Raw genomic sequence first — 15,902 nt, forward strand, 5'->3', positions numbered from 1 at the left:
CGGAGGCGTGCCCTACGGTTGGGGGAGCGTCCTTGTCGGATCAATCTGGGCAGCGCCGCGCGCTCAACAGCAGCGGCGGCAAGGGCGCCTGGCGGAAATCGAAATTTTCCAGCAGGTCATTGGCACGGGCGTCGCGCTCGCTCAAGGGCGCCAGGCCGAAGTTGCGTTCGACAAAAGTAACCAGCGAGGTCAGCTCGGCCTGGTTATGGGAAATGAAACCGGGCCGGGCGTAGGGCGAGATGATGAGCAGCGGCACGCGTGGCCCCAGGCCAAACAGATCCACCTGCGGCGGCGGCAGATGATCGTAGAAGCCGCCGAAATGGCTCCAGACGACAAAAATGACGGTGCTGGCCCACAGGTCACTCTGCATCACGGCGTTGATCTGCTGCACGGTCCAGTTTTCACCCGCGCACAGGCTGGCGGTGGGGCGCTCGCTGAATTCGCCAGGGGGCGCCAGCCAACTGACGGCTGGGAGCTGCCGGCGCAGGACATCTACCAGGAATTGGCCGTCGCTGGTGACGTTGTTGTTCCACAGGTACGAGGTGCGAATCGTCTGAATGGCGTTCAGCACGACATTTTGATAGCCGTCTGCACCGGGCCGCGGCCCGTAGAAACGCCAGGACAGCGGCCGGGCCTGCAGTTGGTCAGGCAGATTGGGGATGTTGAAGCAGGGAAAAACCCATGTCGGATTGTCCGCGACTGGTTCTGTGCGCACACGCGCACCGGCCGGCGCGTCACAGCCCCAGGTGTCGGAGCTTTGCGTGGGGTTATCCGTGACAAGCGCCGACTGTGCAGCCACCAGGTGCAGCAGATTGGGAAAGGCGGGTCCGGCCGCCGCGGAGAAGGTGCGGTCGCTGAGTACGAACGTCTGCGCATAGCGCCAATAGTTGGGAATATCTTCGGGCCAGGCCTGGGTAAAGGGCAGCAGGAAGCCATCCGCCAGGGCCGCGCCCGGAATCAGATCGAACTGATTCATGCGGCCGCCGCCCATCGCGATCTGCGCCGACGCGCGGGACGTATCGGGGCTGCCGCCCAGGCGGTCCCCGGCCCGCGTCAGGTCAATGAGCGTGCCATCAGCCTTTTCCCCGCGCGTCGCGCCTTCCGCGCCCGGAAAGCGGCCAAAGAGCGCATCGAAGCTGCGCCCTTCCTTGATGATGATGACCACGTGCTGGATCGGCGTGCGGGTGATAGGCGTGGGCGTCGGCCCCTGGCTGGAGATGCCGGGGAAAAAGAGCTGGCGCGGCGTCAACGTGGGCAAGGGGACGGGCGTCGGCGGCGCCGTGGGCGTGGGCGCGGGGGTGTCGGTGGCAATGGTTGATGCTGGCGCGGGGGTGTCGGACGCAGGCAGAGTGGTTGGCGCGGCCGTGATCGTCACAGGCCGCACTGTGCCCGGCGCCAGGCCGGTGGCAATGGCGGTGCCAGGCGTGCTGAGCGGCGGCGGCGGCGGTGACGGCAGCGGCGGCAGAGTCGGCGGCGTCAAACTGGCGGCCGGCGTGGGCGTGACCAAGGCAGAGGGTGGGGTAGGCGGCAGCGGCGGTTGCGCGCACGCGGCCAGACCGAGGACCAGCAGCAGGCCCAAAGCCGGCAGAAGATAGCGTTTACTTGCAGGCTGTCGGTGGGGTTTCATGGCGGCGCCGCATGTGCTCCCTGGATTGGACTATTTCAGAAACCCGGTTTCTGTGAGAAACCGGGTTTCTCAACTCCTGACGATTATACACCCGGTAATGACAAAGGTGCGAACTTGACGTTCGCGCGTATGTGGGTTAAAAAGAGAAAGCAAACGAAGACGGAGAAACAAAAGGAATCTATGAACATGCAGACGATTCGAATCGGCGCCAGCGGTGTGGAGGCGCCGGCCCTGGGCGTTGGCACCTGGGCTTGGGGTGACAAGCTGACCTGGCAGTATGGTCGCAGTCACGGCAAAGAGGATGTGGTTGCGGCCTTTCACGCCAGCCTGAGCGCCGGCTTGCGGTTGTTCGATACCGCAGAGGTCTATGGCACCGGCACCTCAGAGCGCCTGCTGGGCGAACTGGTGTCCACGGTGCAAACGCCCATTCTTATCGCCTCCAAGTTTGCGCCGCTGCCCCATCGCTGGACGGCCGGCTCGATCCGGCGTGCCCTGCATGGCAGTCTGCGGCGCCTGCAGGTTGATTGCATTGATCTCTACCAGGTACACTGGTACCTGCCCACCATTCGCATCGAAACCCTGATGAATGTCCTGGCCGACGCGGTGGAGGAGGGCAAAATTCGCGCCATTGGGGTGAGCAACTACCGTGAGTCACGCATGCGCCTGGCGCACGAGGTGTTGGCCAAGCGCGGGCTGGCCCTGGCCTCCAACCAGGTGGAGTATCACCTGCTCAACCGGGAATGTGAACACAATGGCGTCCTCCAGGCCTGCCAGGAACTCGGCATCACCTTGATCGCCTATAGCCCGCTGGGCAAAGGACGACTGACCGGCAAGTACCGGCCCGGCACACCCGTATCAGGCGCGCGGCAGCGACTCAGGACCTTTTCCTCCGAACAATTGGCCGCGGCCATGCCCACGGTTGATCTGCTGACAGAGATCGGCGCTGCGCATGGCAAGACGGCCGGCCAGGTCGCGCTCAACTGGCTCGTGCGCCATCCGGGCGTTTTGCCCATCCCCGGCGCCAAAAACGCCCGTCAAGCGACCGAAAACGCCGGCGCCCTGGGATGGGAGATGACCGCTGAAGAAGCAGACGCGCTCGATCGGGTTAGTATTCCTGCTCGATCTCGTAACGATTCGTGATGTTGGCCGCTTTGCGCAGCATGGCCATGGCCGGGCAGTACCGTTCCTCAGATAGCTGAATCGCCCGTTCGAACGATGCCTGGTCAATGTTGTGGCCGCGCACTCTGTAAACGACCTCGATGTCGGTGTACACCTTGGGGTAATCGGTGGCGCGAGCGCCGTTGACCTCTACCTCGAAGTGAGTCACCTCCTGGCGCTTCTTGCGCAAGATCGAAATGACGTCCATGCCGGTGCAGCCGGCCAGGCCCGCGATCAGCAGGCGCACCGGCTGCGGCCCCGCGTCGATGCCGCCTACCTCGCTGGCTGCATCCACCATGAAATGATGACCGTCTACTTCGATGTCGAAGTGCATCGCATCTACCAGGGTTGCCTTTACTGTATCCATTGATTTACTCCATTTCTTTGTTGACTCAGGCTGAGGATCGTGACCTCATCCCGCAGCGTTGCAGCCGCCCTGGCCGACGACGGCGCCGGGTTAGCGCTACCAGCTCGAAAAAAGCGACGCAATCCAAAACTCATTGTACCTGCTTTCTTCGAGTTTGACGAGTTTGATCACTCAAGAGCCATTCCTGCATTGACACCGTCAATGTTCAATCGTATAATGCGATTGTACGAAAATCAGAATGGTATCCAAAACACGATGACGGAGGCACAGCAATGGACATGATGATGGAAACTGGCACTTACGCGGTACGTCTGCGTGAGCGAGGTCAAATGACCATCCCGCAGCCCCTGCGTACGGCCCTGGCTGCGCGGGATGGCGATATTCTCCTCCTGGTGCAAATTGGGGACATCGTGATGCTCACGCCAAAGCAGCCGCGCGTTCCACAGTTGAGTCAGCAGTTTGTCGCTATGATGCAGCGGGAAGGCGTCACCCTGGCGGACCTGCTAGACGGCTTGAGAGAAGAGAGAGAGTACATCTGGCGCGAGCGGCAACATCGAGATGCGTAGAATCTTCGTTGACGCGAACGTTTTGATCGCTGGCGCGGCCTCACCCACTGGCGCCAGCAACGCTGTCATGAGGATGGCCGAGATCGGGCTGTTCACCCTCGTGGTCTCGCGCCAGGTGCTGGATGAAGTAGAGCGCAACTTACGCAAGAAGCTGCCTCAGGCCCTCCCGACGTTTGCCGCGCTGCTCGCTACCATGCGTCTTGAGGTCGTTGCCGATCCATCGCCTGGCGAGACAGAGCGATGGGAACACCTGATCGAGACCAAAGACGCACCGATTCTGACAGCCGCGGTCAACGCTGCCGTGGATCGTTTTCTAACGCTCAATCCCAAGGACTTCACACCCAATGTGGCCGATCAGAGCGGTCTGCTGATCCAAGCACCGGGCGAGTTTGTAAGCCAGCTACGCGCGTTGATTGATGCCGGGCTGCAAACGCATAGCTCAGGCTGATGCGGCTTGCAGCGCGCGCCACACCCGCTCCGGGGTGCAGGGGAGTTGGCGGATGCGCACGCCGGTGGCGTCGTAAATGGCGTTGGCCAACGCCGGCGCCACGCCATCCTTCGGAATCTCAGCTATCGCTTTGGCGCCGTATGGCCCGCTCGGCTCGTAGGTCTGCACCAGGATGACATCGAGTTGGGGCATCTCGTCGGCCTGGTAGATGCGGTAAGGCCCGAAGCGCGGGTTTAGCAGGCGCCCTTCGTCGTCGTAGACCATCTCCTCGCAGTGGGCATAGCCGAGCGCCTGCACCATGCCGCCTTCCACCTGGCCGGCCGCGGTCAACGGGTTGATCGCCACGCCGCAGTCAACCGCCATCAACAGCCGGTTCACCGTCACCTGACCCGTTTCTGTATCCACATCGGCTTCGACAAACTGCGCGGCGAAGGGCGGCGGACTGACGTAACTCATGTGGCTGGCCGTCGCCATGATTTGATGCTGATCGGCCTGATGCGTGGCGTGCAGGGCTACTTTTTCCAGGCTGACCTTGCGCCCATCTGGCGCGCAGACGTGCTGATCCTCCAGCCACACTCGCTCGGCGTCCGCGCCCGGCAGCAGATGTTTGACCGCGTGCTCGATGATCTGGTCTCTGACCTGCTCGGCCGCCTTGAGCACCGCCCCGCCCGAAATGTAGGTGGTGCTGGACGCGTAGGCGCCGGTATCGAAGGGCGTAAAGTCGGTGTCGGACGAGAAGATGATGATGTCACGCAGCGGCACGCCCAACGTTTCGGCGCAAATTTGGGCCAGGACGGTGTCGGAGCCGGTGCCCAGGTCAGTGGCGCCGACGAGCAGGTTGAAACTGCCGTCGTCGTTGAGCTTGAGGCTGGCTGCGCCCATGTCCAGGCCGGCGATGCCGGTGCCGTGCATACAGAGCGCAACGCCCAGGCCGCGGCGAATGTGAGGACGATCAGGGTACGGGGTGTGGAAGCCCGGCAATGTCTTGCGTTCCCAGTCCATTGCCCGCATGCCCTCTTGCACGCATTCCTCCAGGCCGTTGCTGGTGACCCATTGCGCAAAGCCTTCGCGTCCCTCGCCCATTGCCCGCGCCATCATGATCTCATCGCCGGCGCGCACCCAATTCTTGCGCTTGAACTCGATGGGGTCCCAGCCGATGGCGGCCGCGATTTCCTCCAGGTGGCACTCCAATGCGAATAGGGCCTGCGGCGCGCCATAACCACGGTACGCGCCGGGCGTTGGTTTGTTGGTGTAAACCACGTCACAGTCGAACTCGGCCGCGCCCAGGCGATAGGTGCTGAGGCCGCGGAACCCGCTGACCATCTGTACGGTCAGGCCGTGCGTGCCGTACGCACCGGTGTCGGCCACGGTCTTGATGCGCATGGCGGCCAGGGTGCCATCCCTGCGCACGGCCGTCTTGACGCGGATGATCTGCGGATGGCGTGAGCGGGCGCTGCTGAACTCTTGGGCGCGCGTGTATTCGAAGCGCACCGGCCGGCCGGTGGCAATGGTCAGATGTGCGCAGAGGTCCTCCAGGAGCACTTCCTGTTTGCCGCCGAAGCCACCGCCGATGCGCGGCTTGATGACGCGGATGCGGCGCAAGGGCAGGCCAGCAGCGGCGCGATGATGCGGCGCACATGAAAAGGCACCTGCGTGCTCGTGCGCACCACCAGGCGATCGTCCTCGTCCCAATAGGTGATGCAGGCGTGCGGTTCGATGGCGGCCTGTTGCACCTGATGCACGCGGTATTCGTGCTCGAAGGTCCAGGCAGCTTCGGCAAAGCCTTTTTCCAGATCACCATGCTTGACATGGATGTGATGCGAGCGATTGTGCGCAGCGTCGTGGATGCCCACTGCGTCTGCTTCATCATGAATCTGCGGCGCGCCCTCTTGCATAGCGGCCAGGGGGTCAAGAACGGCCGGCAGCACATCGTAATCCACTTCGATCAACGCCAGCGCGCGCTGGGCGATCTCTGGTGTTTCGGCCGCCACCACCGCCACGCGGTCGCCGACATGACGCACCTTGCTGTCGAGCGACACCTGATCGTAGGGGTGGGGCTGCGGGTAGCTCTGCCCGCCGCTGGCGTACATCACGCGCGACACATCCTGATGGGTCAGCACCGCGTGGACGCCTTCCAACGCGCGCGCCGCGGCCACTTCGATGGAGCGGATACGGGCGTGGGCATGGGGGCTGGTCAGCAGGGCCGCGTGCAGCATCCCCGGCAGGGTCATGTCATCGGTGAAGACCGGACGGCCTTTCGCCAGCTTGACCGCATCCACCTTGGTCTCAGCCTTGTTGACCACGTGCGTTTCGGGCTGGGCAACGACCATCACCGGCAGGCGCGTGCGCGTCAGGGTGTCCACAGGGCGTCCGCCGAAGGAGTCATCCGGGAACTCCGGGGTGTCGTCTGGCGGCGCGTGCGGCTGTTGGTCGGCCAGGCCGCCCACGGTGATTGCGGGCATCTCAACCGGCGGCACAGGCTCACCGCGCAGTTGCGCGGCCGCGCGCAGCACGGCCTGCACGGGACGGGCGTAGCCGGTGCAACGACAGAGCACGCCGGCGATGGCCTCACGCACCTGGGCCTCGTCAGGCTCTGAATTTTGATCGAGCAGGGCCTTGGCGGCCAGCAGTTGGGCCGGGGTACAGAAGCCGCACTGGATGGCGCCTGTTTCAATGAAGGCGCGCTGCAGCGGGTGCAGCGTGGCCTGCGGAGATGGCGCGTGCAGGTCGTTGTCGCGCCGGCCGGGTTGATCAGGCGCCAGGTGTTCCAACGTTTCGATGGCGGCGCCGTGGGCTTGGACGGCCAGGCGGGTGCAGGTGTTGATCAGTTTGCCATCGAGGAGCACGGCGCAGGCGCCGCACTCGCCCGTCTCGCAGCCGTGCTTGACGCTCCACATGCCGGCCCGGCGCAGCGCGGTCAGGAGCAATTCATGGGGCGCCGTGTCCCAGGTCGTCTGTTCGCCATTGAGCGTAAGGTGGATGTGCATCGTTGCCTCCAGAAGATGTTGGTTCCTGGCTGAATTCTAACATACAAGCGCGGACGCTCAAAATGAGTTCAAATGAGTTGGCTGATGCGAACGCCAGGAAGTATAATCGAAGTTGGTCGGGCGGGCCGGATGTGCTACAATACTGTCATCACTGTCATCGGTCCTCGATTCTTCTGAAACCATAGACAAGGACGGGAGCACGTATGCCGGATCGCATGTTGCGTCGTGACGGCGCCTTTCTGCGCCGCGATGAATCACAAGTTGTCTGGCGTTATCTGAATGCCCAGGAATGCTGTTCCGTGGTGGGCATCAGCAACATCGGCAAATCGGCCCTGCTGCGCATGATTTGCCTGCCAGAATCCCAGCAGGGCATGGACGGCCCGGGTCGTGACGCCATTTTCGTCTATGTTGACTGCAATCGGATGCTGGGCCTGAACGACCAGGGTTTCTATGAGCTGGTCCTGCGTTGTCTGCAAGATACCCTGCGCAGACAGGCTGTGCCCGATACACTGCTGCGCACGCTGCGTAATGCATACGAAGCACTCATCAATCCCCACAGCCCGTTTCATGTGCCACTGAGCTTCAACCAGGGGCTGACCGCGGTTCTCGACGGGCTGGGACGCAAGCTGGTGATCGTTTTCGATGAGTTCGACGAAGTCCTGACCCGCGTCGAAGGCCGTGTCTTTCTCAATCTGCGCGCGCTGAAGGATCAATACCGGCGTGGACTGACCTTCATGACGGCCACCAACGAAAGCCTGCCTCTGCTGCGCCGCGACGAGGCGATTGACGAATTCATCGAGTTGTTTACGCATCACACCTACTACTTGCCGCCGCTCAACTCAACTGATGCAGCCGATATGATTCACCAGGTGGCCAAAGAGCTGAACGTGACGTTTAGCGGTCGCGATGTGGATTTCGTCCTCGACTGGGCCGGCGGTCACATCGGTTTGATCGAAGCGACCTGTGGCGTGCTCGGCAGCCTGACCGGCGCGCCCTTGCGCGATGCCAGCCAGGATTGGATCATTCAGCGCGAAGCGGCCCAACGCCTGCCGCGCAACATGACAGTGCAGACCGAGTGCGGCAAAATCTGGGCCGGCCTGAGCGAAATCGAACGTGGTGCGCTGATGGACTTGAGCACTCCAGGTGGAGAGGCGCCGCTGCCCGCGATTGCCGCCCTGCGCAGCAAGCATCTGTTGCTGGGGGACAATGACGAGGCGCCGCGCCCGTTTTGCCGCCTGTTCGGCCAGTTCCTGGCGCAGCAAAGCGCCCTGGTGCGCCCCGGCGCGCAGGGCGTTCGCGTGGACGTGGGAACCGGCGAGGTGACGGTGGATGGTCGCACCACGGAGGCGCTGACCAACCTGGAATATCGCCTGCTGCTCTTGCTCTACGGGCAGTTGGGCAAGATCTGTGACAAGTACCAGGTGGTGGAGGCGGTGTGGGGACAAGATTACATGGATACGGTGGACGATGCGCGTATCGAAAAACTGGTCAGTCGCCTGCGCGCCAAGATCGAACCGGATCCGACGAATCCACGTTACCTGATGACCCTGCGCGGACGCGGTTACAAGCTGGTGGGCGCCGTCTAGCCAAGGAACCCGACAGACCGTCAGTCACACGTCAGCGCGTCGTCTAGCGTAATTTGTAAATTGCGGGTAAAATCAAGCCGCACTTGAGGCTTTGCCGCTGGCCCGGGCAACGGCGAGGCTCACAAAAAACATTTGGACAGCACAAGGGAGGTAACTTACGCATGGCATCGTTGTTAGAAAAAATCGGCACTCTCATTTCGGCTAATTTGCATTACATGGTGGATGAGGCACTAAAATCCAATTCCATCGCCGTCTTCGATCAGTACATTCGCCAGGTTGATAACAACCTGGATGAGTTGGAAGATGCCGCGGCCACGGTGGGCGGCGAGGCGCGCATGTTGCGTCGTAAATACGATGAATTTGCGGCCAAGACTGCGGAACTCGACAGAAACATTGACATCTTCCTCAGCGAGGGTCGCGAGGAACTGGCTGCGGCCGCACAGACCAAATTCAATTCGACCAAGCGCCTGGCCGATTCGTACAAGGATCAGGCCGACCGCCAGCAGTCCGAGTATCAGAAACTGTTGGACGCACGCCTCAAGCTGGAAGCCAAGCTGACCACCGTCAAGCAGGAGCGTGAAGAACTGCAAGCCCTGCTCACTCTGGCCAAGTCCAAAGAGGTCAGCGTCAAGGCGATCAAGTCACTGGACGATTTGGTTGGCTCCGGCGATACCGACGTTGCACGCGTCGCCGATTCCATCCGCGCCCGCCTGGACAAGGCGCAGGCCGAAAGCGACATGGTTACCACCCGCCTCGATCGGCAGATGGACGACGTGCTGGAGCGCGAGACGCTCAATCGCCAGTTGGAAGAACGCAAACGCCGGCTGGGCATGAGCGCCGCGTCATAGCCTGCGGGTCAGGCCCCCGGCCGGACGGTTATCACGCCGTGACGAGACTGTCACACCGGAAGCATGACCGACGGGACTGCCTGTCAATGCCATTGCAGAGGGGGAAATTACACAACGGGTATGAACAACGCGATCATTTTTGAGCCACGCAGCATCAATGGAAAGTTCGCCACGGGTTTTGCCCTGCTGCTGGGCTGTTTCCTGGCCTGGATCAGCGGCCTGATTACCGAAGCGATGGGCATCTTGGTCCTGTCCATCGCGGGCTTCCTCGGTCTGTACGCCATCTTGGATGCCCTCTATGTGTCGAGCCGCAAGGTGATTGTGACCGATCAAGGACTCACCATCAGCAATCCGTTGCGCCTGTGGGGCACGCGGCAGGATTTTGGTTGGGACGAGGTCAAGCAGCTTGAGTTGAGCGTACGCGACGAGCAACGCAGCATGCGCATCAAGGCCGACAAGCTGCCCAATTACTACTATGAAGACGTACCATACGACCCTGAATTGCTGCAGGCTGTCGTCACCCGTGGCAAGCTCAAGCCGGTCAAGGGCGCAGAAGCGCCAACCTTGACCGCCCTACCGAATGAAGGCAAAGCCGTCTATCGGTGGGCCAAGAAGTAACAAAGGTAGCCATAAGAGACAAATCACATGAATCGCACTCGCATTATCTTCATTGCCATCATCGTATTGGCACTGGTGGTCATTGGCGTGTCCTGGGGCCTGGGCTATCTGCAGACCCGACCGCAGCAGCCTCTCGTGGTTGCACCAACCGGCCCAATCCAGATACGCGTCCTGACGGCCTTACCGGTGGAGCCGTGGGTGCGTGACGCCGCCAAACAGTTCAACGATGAAAAACGCAAGCTGACCGGCAGCAACGAGGTCATCCAGGTGGAAGTGATCGCTATGGATGGCCTGACCGCCCTGGGCAAATGGGACCGCGACGACTTTGGCATCCTCGGCGACCGCACGTTGGCTGACCTGACCGACGCCGAAAAGGACAAGCTGACCCAGTTCCCCACGGTTTGGATTCCCGATAGCCGCTACCTGGTGGAACTGGCCAACGTGACCTATAAGGAACGCCTGGGGCGCGATGTCTTCCTGACCGACGGCGAGTACCGGGCGCGGCCTATCGCCATCTCGCTCTTCGCCTGGGGCATCTATCAGACCCGTGCGCAGGTGTTGGAGCAGAAGTTTGGCGACATCAACTGGAAATCTATTCATGACGCGGCCGTCAGCAAAGGCGGCTGGCCGGAATTGGGCGGAGATCCGAGTTGGGGTTTCTTCAAGCTGGTGGTGCCCAACCCGCGCAAGAACGTGGGCGGGCTTGCGGCCATGATCGCCGCAGCCGGCGAGTTCTACAATCGCACCGACATCAGCGTGGCGGACGTCACCAATCCTGAATTTCAGACCTGGCTCAAGGAGCTGATGGGCGCGCTGACCGATGTCAGTGGTTCCAGTGCCTACACCGCCGAAGATTTCGCGCTGTTCGGCTATTCGGTGGGTGATGGCGGGCAGTTGCTGGAAAGCGACCTGCTGACCAATATGGCCGGCATCCAGACACGCTGGGCGGACCCGCTGCTCATCCGCTACCCCAACTATGTCAGTTGGTTCGACTTCCCGTTTACCGTCTGGGTGGGGCCGGAGACCACGGCGTTCGAGAAGAACGCGGCGCTGGAGTTTCAGAAATACCTGCTGTCAGCCGATGTGCAGAAGAAGGCTGTGGCTCGCGGCCTGCGCCCTGCCAATCCTGATGTGCCGGTTGCCCCTGCGGGTGAAGGCGACAGCCTGTTTGCCCGCTGGGAATCACAGGGCGCGCAGGCCATCGTGCCCCGCACCACGGCCATGCGTGCCCCGAATCGTGATGTGCTCCTGGCGCTGCTCCGCTGGTTTGACCTGAATGTCGCCCAGCGCTAAGGCTGACGCGCAAACAAAAGAGGCCACGATGTCAAGACAACGAGAAAAGCAGGGCGGTGTCCCGCCCGCGGCAACGTATACGATTATCGTCGGCGCCCTGGCGTTGCTCCTGTGCTGCGCCCTGGCCGCCATCGCCTGGAACGGCCTGCGGGGGCCGTTGACGCCGCTTGCCCAGCAGGCCGATAACACGGTGGGCTTTCGTAATGCCACCCTGACCCTGGCCTATTCCCCGGAAAAAGGGCAGATGCTGCAGATTCTGGTGGATCAGTTCAATCGCCAGAATCTGCGCACCGCCGACGGCCAGGCGATGCAGGTCAAGCTGGTGGAGATGAACCCGGAAGACATGGTCAGCGCGGCGCTGGAAGATCCAACCTTCCAGGCGCTGACGCCCGACTCCATGCTGTGGCTCGATCAGCTCGACCGCCAGTGGGCTTTGCGCCAACAGGTAGAAGCCGGGCAGATTGCGCCGCGCCGTGTCGGTGAGGCAACCCGTTACGCGGTCAGCCCCATCGTCATTGCCGCGTGGGAAACGGTGGCGCGTGACTTGGGCTGGCCGCAGCCGGTGGGTTGGAACACCATCCAAAAGCGCGCAGCCGACGACGCCAGTTTCAAATGGAACCACGCCTCCACCGGTCATGCCAGCGGTCTGCTGGCGACACTGGCCGAGTTCTATGCAGGCGCAGGCAAGACACGCGGGCTGACGGCCGACGATGCCACCGCGCAGACCACCCTGGACTATGTGCGCAACATCGAGCGCACGGTCAAGTATTACGGTGAAGGCGAGTTGACCGTCATCGAGCGCGCCCAAAAAGAGGGGCGGTCGTTCCTGGATGCCTTTGTGGTGCAGGAACAACTGGTGGTGCGTTTCAACCGTGATCAGCGCGGCGAGAAACTGGTGGCGCTCTACCCAACGGAAGGCACCCTGTGGGCCGATCATCCGTTGGCACTGCTCGAACTACCCAGCCTGGCCGCCAATCAACGCCGCACCTACCAGGCCCTGCGTGAGTTTCTGCTGAATGCAGATTCGCAAAAGCTGGTGCTCAGCTATGGCTATCGTCCGGCTGACCTGAGTATCGCGCTCGATAGCGCGGACTCGCCCTTGACCGCGGCCAATGGCGTTGACCCCAAACAGCCGCAAACCACCTTGCAGATGCCGCCCGCGGCCGTGGTGGAAGTCGTGCAAAACGTCTGGTACTACACCAAGCGCCTGACCAACGTCTTCCTGGTGGTGGACACCTCCGGTTCGATGCGCGGTGAAAAGCTGGATGCGGCCAAAACGGCGCTCGGCGCGTTCCTGGCCCAAATCAAAGGCAGCCAGGAACGGATTGGCCTGGTGGAATTCAGCGGTCAGGTCAACAACGTGATTGAGTTGGAGGAGCTGGGGCGCACGCGCGACACCCTTGACAGCGCCATCGCCGCGCTCAACGCCAACGGCGACACCGCCCTGCTCGATGGAGTGCGCACGGCTTACCAGCGTCTGCAGGAGCGCGGTGACAAAGAGCGCATCAACGCCATTGTGGCGATGACCGATGGCCGTGAAAACGCCTCCAGCGTCAGCCTGAACACCCTGGTGCGCGAGATTCAGCGCGGCAATCAAACCGGCGTACCGGTGGTGATTTTCTGCATCGCCTATGGCAGCGACGCCGACTACGATACGCTGCGCGCCGTGGCCGACGCGTCTGGAGGCCAGGTGCGCGAAGGCACCGAGCAGACGATTCGTGAGTTGTACAAGCTGCTGTCAAGCTATTTCTGAGCGTGTGAAGCCGTTATGCCCGACCAGTCCATTAGTCAGAAAATCGAGCGCCAGGCGCGCCAGGCCATCCTGGAACATGCGCTGTTGCGCGTGGAAAATGCCCTGATCGTGGCCGGCGTCCTGCTCGCCACCTACTTCGCGCCCCAGCCGTTTCCGTGGTGGCCGGCCTGGGGATGGGCGGCCCTGGGCCTCGCCGGCATCGCCGGCCTGGTCGTCAGCAGCCTGACCGACCCCGAGCACAACCGCCAGGTGGTGACGGGCCTGTTCCTGCAGGAATTCACCACGGCAGGCATTACCGACCGTACGATCAAGATGAAGTTGGAGCAGGCCCTCGACTATTTCCGGCGCATTCAGGCCGCTGTGCAGACGCAGAAGGGCGGCGTCATGCAGGACCGTCTGGGCGACACGGTGCAACAGATCAACGATTGGCTGGCGAACATGTTTCAACTGGCCCGCCGCCTGGACGCCTATCGCCGCGACGAGGTCATCAAACGTGACATGAGGTCGGTGCCCACTGAAATCTCCAATTATCGCCAGCGCCTCAACCTGGAGCGCGACGCGTCGGTGCGCCAACAAATGGAAGCCGCCATCAACGCGCGCACCACGCAAGGGGAGGCGCTCGACCGACTGGAAAACATGATGCAAAAGGCCGAGTTCCAGTTGGAGCAATCGTTGGCCGCGCTGGGCACCATCTATCCACAAATACAGTTGATCGGCGCCCGCGATGTGGACAGCAGCCGCACCCAACGCCTGCAGGCTGACATCTCCGGTCAAGTCAGTACCCTGAACGACATGATTACTTCGATCAACGAAGTGTACACGTACGATGCTGAGCATGATGTGGGAACCATGCAACCGCGGCAGCCGGTGCGCAAGACGTCGGCGGCCGGTTAATGGCTATCAGACAACAGGAGTTTGCCATGCGCAACTTGGTCTTGATTTTGTTAATGTTCAGTTTGCTCCTCGCCGGCTGCAACGCCAATCCGCAACCCACCCGTGGGGAGGTGACGGTCTTCGTGGCCGTGCCTTTGTCCGGTTTTCAGGCCAACGGCGGGCAGACCGTGCTGGGCGGTGTGCGCCTGGCGGCCGAAGAAATCAACCGCCAGGGCGGTCTGTTGGGCTACAAGGTCGTCGTCATCGGCCTCGACGATGAGTCTGATTCGGACGTGGCGCTCGCCGGCGCCGAGAAGGTCAAAGAAGCGCTGGCATCCGGTCAAAAGGTGCTCGGCGTCGTCGGTCACCTCAACAGCGGGCAGACCCTGGCCGCCATGGAAGTGTACAAGGACCTGCCGCTCATCATCATCACACCGACATCGTCCGAAACCTCGATCACGCAGAAGGGCTACCGTAACTTCTTTCGCGTCAACGCCAATGACACGGTGCAGGCTGCGGTGGACGCCGGGTTCCTGGTCAACAACCTGAAGGCCAAACGCATCGCCATTGTGCATAACGATACCCCTTATGGTATCGGTCTGCGCAACGAGATGCAGAAGGCGCTGGCTTCTGTCGGCGCCGAGGTGGTCCTGGCTCTGCAGGTCAAGGAAGGTCAGGCCCGCTACCTGGACGAGGTAGCTCAGATCAAGGCCGCCAATCCGGACGCCATCTTCTACGCCGGCTACGAGATCGAAGCGCCCTATCTGCGGGCTGATCTGGTTGAGAATGGTGTGACGACGCCGCTGCTGGCCAGCGATGGCGCCTTCCTGGCCGCGACCATTGACGAGGCCAACGGCACCGCTGAGGGCATGTACGTCAGTGCCTTTGCGCCCAGCCCGCAAGTTGCCGGGCAGCCCTGGATTCAGGCCTATCAGGCGGTGGAATCTCGCAACCCGGACACCTATTCTGTCAATGGCTACAGCGCCATGGCGGTGCTGGCCGAAGGTGTCAAGAAAGCAAACTCGCTCGATGTCACCAAAATATCCGACGCCATGCGTCAGATTGACTTTCGCGGTGTGATGGGCGAGCTGCAATTCGATGTCAATGGCGATGTGAAGAATCCCAAGGTCTTCATCTTCCAGGTCAGGGACAGCCAATTTGTGCAGGTAGCGCCGTAACGCCATCCCCCGGATGGCGCCAGCTCGTAGGAGTGGGATGGATAAGCGATCAGACAAACAGCAAGAAACGCTGGCGGTCGGCCTGACGCCCGTCGAGAAAAGCCTGATGGTCAACCTACGTCAAAAACGCACGCTGCTGACCATTTGCGAATACTATCAGCGCAATGCCGCCGCCGCCGAAGCGGAGATGGCGATCTGGATGGATGAACTGGCTGAGACGCTGCGCTCCGATATGGCGGACATCTCACGCATGCTGCGTCTGTACGATCTGTCTTCAGCCGACGTTTATGCCGTGCGCAGTCAAGTGGACGAGGCGCGTTACGTCAGAAGCCGGGAGGGTCGTCTGGACCTCCTGCGCGGCCGGTCGTATGCCACCATCCGCTGGTATCAGCAGGAGTTAGGCGCGCAACCGCCGGATGACGTAGCCGCACTGTGGAACGCCTTTCTGGCGAGCGAGCAGGAGCGGGTGCAGCAGATCGAACAGATGCTTACTGAGTCCACGAGCGCGACGCCAGCCCAAACATAACGATCAGACAGAAACCGGGTTCACGATGATCTTCGCTTGACGAACTTCTCTCGCTGAAACCCGGTTTCTTTTTT

15 protein-coding genes are annotated in these 15,902 nt (G+C 61.8%); 11 read left to right on the top strand and 4 right to left on the bottom strand.

Going from position 1 to position 15,902, the window contains the following annotated elements; genetic code table 11:
- Window positions 1–40: 40 nt before the first annotated feature.
- A complete protein-coding gene (locus IPF85_RS02060) occupies window positions 41–1,627 on the bottom strand; it encodes an alkaline phosphatase family protein (RefSeq protein ID WP_343406400.1) in 1,587 nt (528 codons plus the stop codon).
- A 186-nt stretch (window positions 1,628–1,813) separates the two neighbouring features.
- Between IPF85_RS02060 and IPF85_RS02065 the strand changes: the two genes are divergently transcribed.
- Entirely contained in the window at window positions 1,814–2,767 is a 954-nt protein-coding gene (locus tag IPF85_RS02065) for an aldo/keto reductase (RefSeq protein WP_343406401.1), read from the top strand.
- On the opposite strand, the gene IPF85_RS02070 is transcribed toward IPF85_RS02065, so the two are convergent.
- Window positions 2,733–3,152: an OsmC family protein gene (locus tag IPF85_RS02070; RefSeq protein ID WP_343406402.1), complete on the bottom strand. Its 420-nt coding sequence runs from the start codon at window positions 3,150–3,152 to the stop codon at window positions 2,733–2,735. The genes IPF85_RS02065 and IPF85_RS02070 overlap by 35 nt on opposite strands.
- A gap of 278 nt (window positions 3,153–3,430) precedes the next feature.
- Here IPF85_RS02070 and IPF85_RS02075 point away from each other — a divergent pair, with 278 nt between their 5' ends.
- The gene (locus IPF85_RS02075; protein WP_343406403.1) at window positions 3,431–3,718 is read left to right on the top strand and encodes an AbrB/MazE/SpoVT family DNA-binding domain-containing protein; all 288 of its coding nucleotides are present in this window, start codon (window positions 3,431–3,433) and stop codon (window positions 3,716–3,718) included.
- Entirely contained in the window at window positions 3,711–4,166 is a 456-nt protein-coding gene (locus tag IPF85_RS02080) for a PIN domain-containing protein (protein ID WP_343406404.1), read from the top strand. Before IPF85_RS02075 ends, IPF85_RS02080 begins: the two co-directional genes overlap by 8 nt.
- Here the strand turns inward: IPF85_RS02080 and IPF85_RS02085 are convergent.
- Both IPF85_RS02085 and IPF85_RS02090 read right to left on the bottom strand, forming a co-directional pair.
- The gene (locus IPF85_RS02085) at window positions 4,158–5,768 is read right to left on the bottom strand and encodes a molybdopterin cofactor-binding domain-containing protein (RefSeq protein ID WP_343406405.1); all 1,611 of its coding nucleotides are present in this window, start codon (window positions 5,766–5,768) and stop codon (window positions 4,158–4,160) included. The genes IPF85_RS02080 and IPF85_RS02085 overlap by 9 nt on opposite strands.
- Complete coding sequence (locus tag IPF85_RS02090; protein ID WP_343406406.1) at window positions 5,678–7,153, bottom strand: 2Fe-2S iron-sulfur cluster-binding protein; 1,476 nt, start codon at window positions 7,151–7,153, stop codon at window positions 5,678–5,680. The genes IPF85_RS02085 and IPF85_RS02090 overlap by 91 nt, the downstream gene beginning before the upstream one ends.
- A gap of 203 nt (window positions 7,154–7,356) precedes the next feature.
- Between IPF85_RS02090 and IPF85_RS02095 the strand changes: the two genes are divergently transcribed.
- The 8 genes from IPF85_RS02095 (at window position 7,357) to IPF85_RS02130 (ending at window position 15,828) form a co-directional block, all read left to right on the top strand.
- Window positions 7,357–8,739 (top strand): winged helix-turn-helix domain-containing protein, encoded by a 1,383-nt coding sequence (locus IPF85_RS02095; protein WP_343406407.1) that lies wholly within the window; start codon window positions 7,357–7,359, stop codon window positions 8,737–8,739.
- 161 nt (window positions 8,740–8,900) lie between these two features.
- Complete coding sequence (locus IPF85_RS02100; protein WP_343406408.1) at window positions 8,901–9,587, top strand: PspA/IM30 family protein; 687 nt, start codon at window positions 8,901–8,903, stop codon at window positions 9,585–9,587.
- Window positions 9,588–9,707: 120 nt separating this feature from the next.
- Entirely contained in the window at window positions 9,708–10,205 is a 498-nt protein-coding gene (locus tag IPF85_RS02105; protein WP_343406409.1) for a hypothetical protein, read from the top strand.
- Window positions 10,206–10,232: 27 nt separating this feature from the next.
- Window positions 10,233–11,498, top strand: a complete 1,266-nt coding sequence (locus IPF85_RS02110; RefSeq protein ID WP_343406410.1) for a hypothetical protein — start codon at window positions 10,233–10,235, stop codon at window positions 11,496–11,498.
- Between the two features lie 28 nt (window positions 11,499–11,526).
- The gene (locus IPF85_RS02115; protein WP_343406411.1) at window positions 11,527–13,251 is read left to right on the top strand and encodes a vWA domain-containing protein; all 1,725 of its coding nucleotides are present in this window, start codon (window positions 11,527–11,529) and stop codon (window positions 13,249–13,251) included.
- Between the two features lie 15 nt (window positions 13,252–13,266).
- A complete protein-coding gene (locus IPF85_RS02120; protein ID WP_343406412.1) occupies window positions 13,267–14,145 on the top strand; it encodes a hypothetical protein in 879 nt (292 codons plus the stop codon).
- Between the two features lie 26 nt (window positions 14,146–14,171).
- Window positions 14,172–15,302: a branched-chain amino acid ABC transporter substrate-binding protein gene (locus tag IPF85_RS02125; RefSeq protein ID WP_343406413.1), complete on the top strand. Its 1,131-nt coding sequence runs from the start codon at window positions 14,172–14,174 to the stop codon at window positions 15,300–15,302.
- A gap of 37 nt (window positions 15,303–15,339) precedes the next feature.
- Window positions 15,340–15,828, top strand: coding sequence for a hypothetical protein (locus tag IPF85_RS02130; RefSeq protein WP_343406414.1), 489 nt, complete (start codon window positions 15,340–15,342; stop codon window positions 15,826–15,828).
- The last annotated feature ends 74 nt before the right edge of the window (window positions 15,829–15,902 follow it).

It is taken from the genome of Candidatus Amarolinea dominans, assembly GCF_016704685.1.
In the GTDB taxonomy this organism is placed as follows: Bacteria; Chloroflexota; Anaerolineae; order SSC4; family Amarolineaceae; genus Amarolinea; species Amarolinea dominans.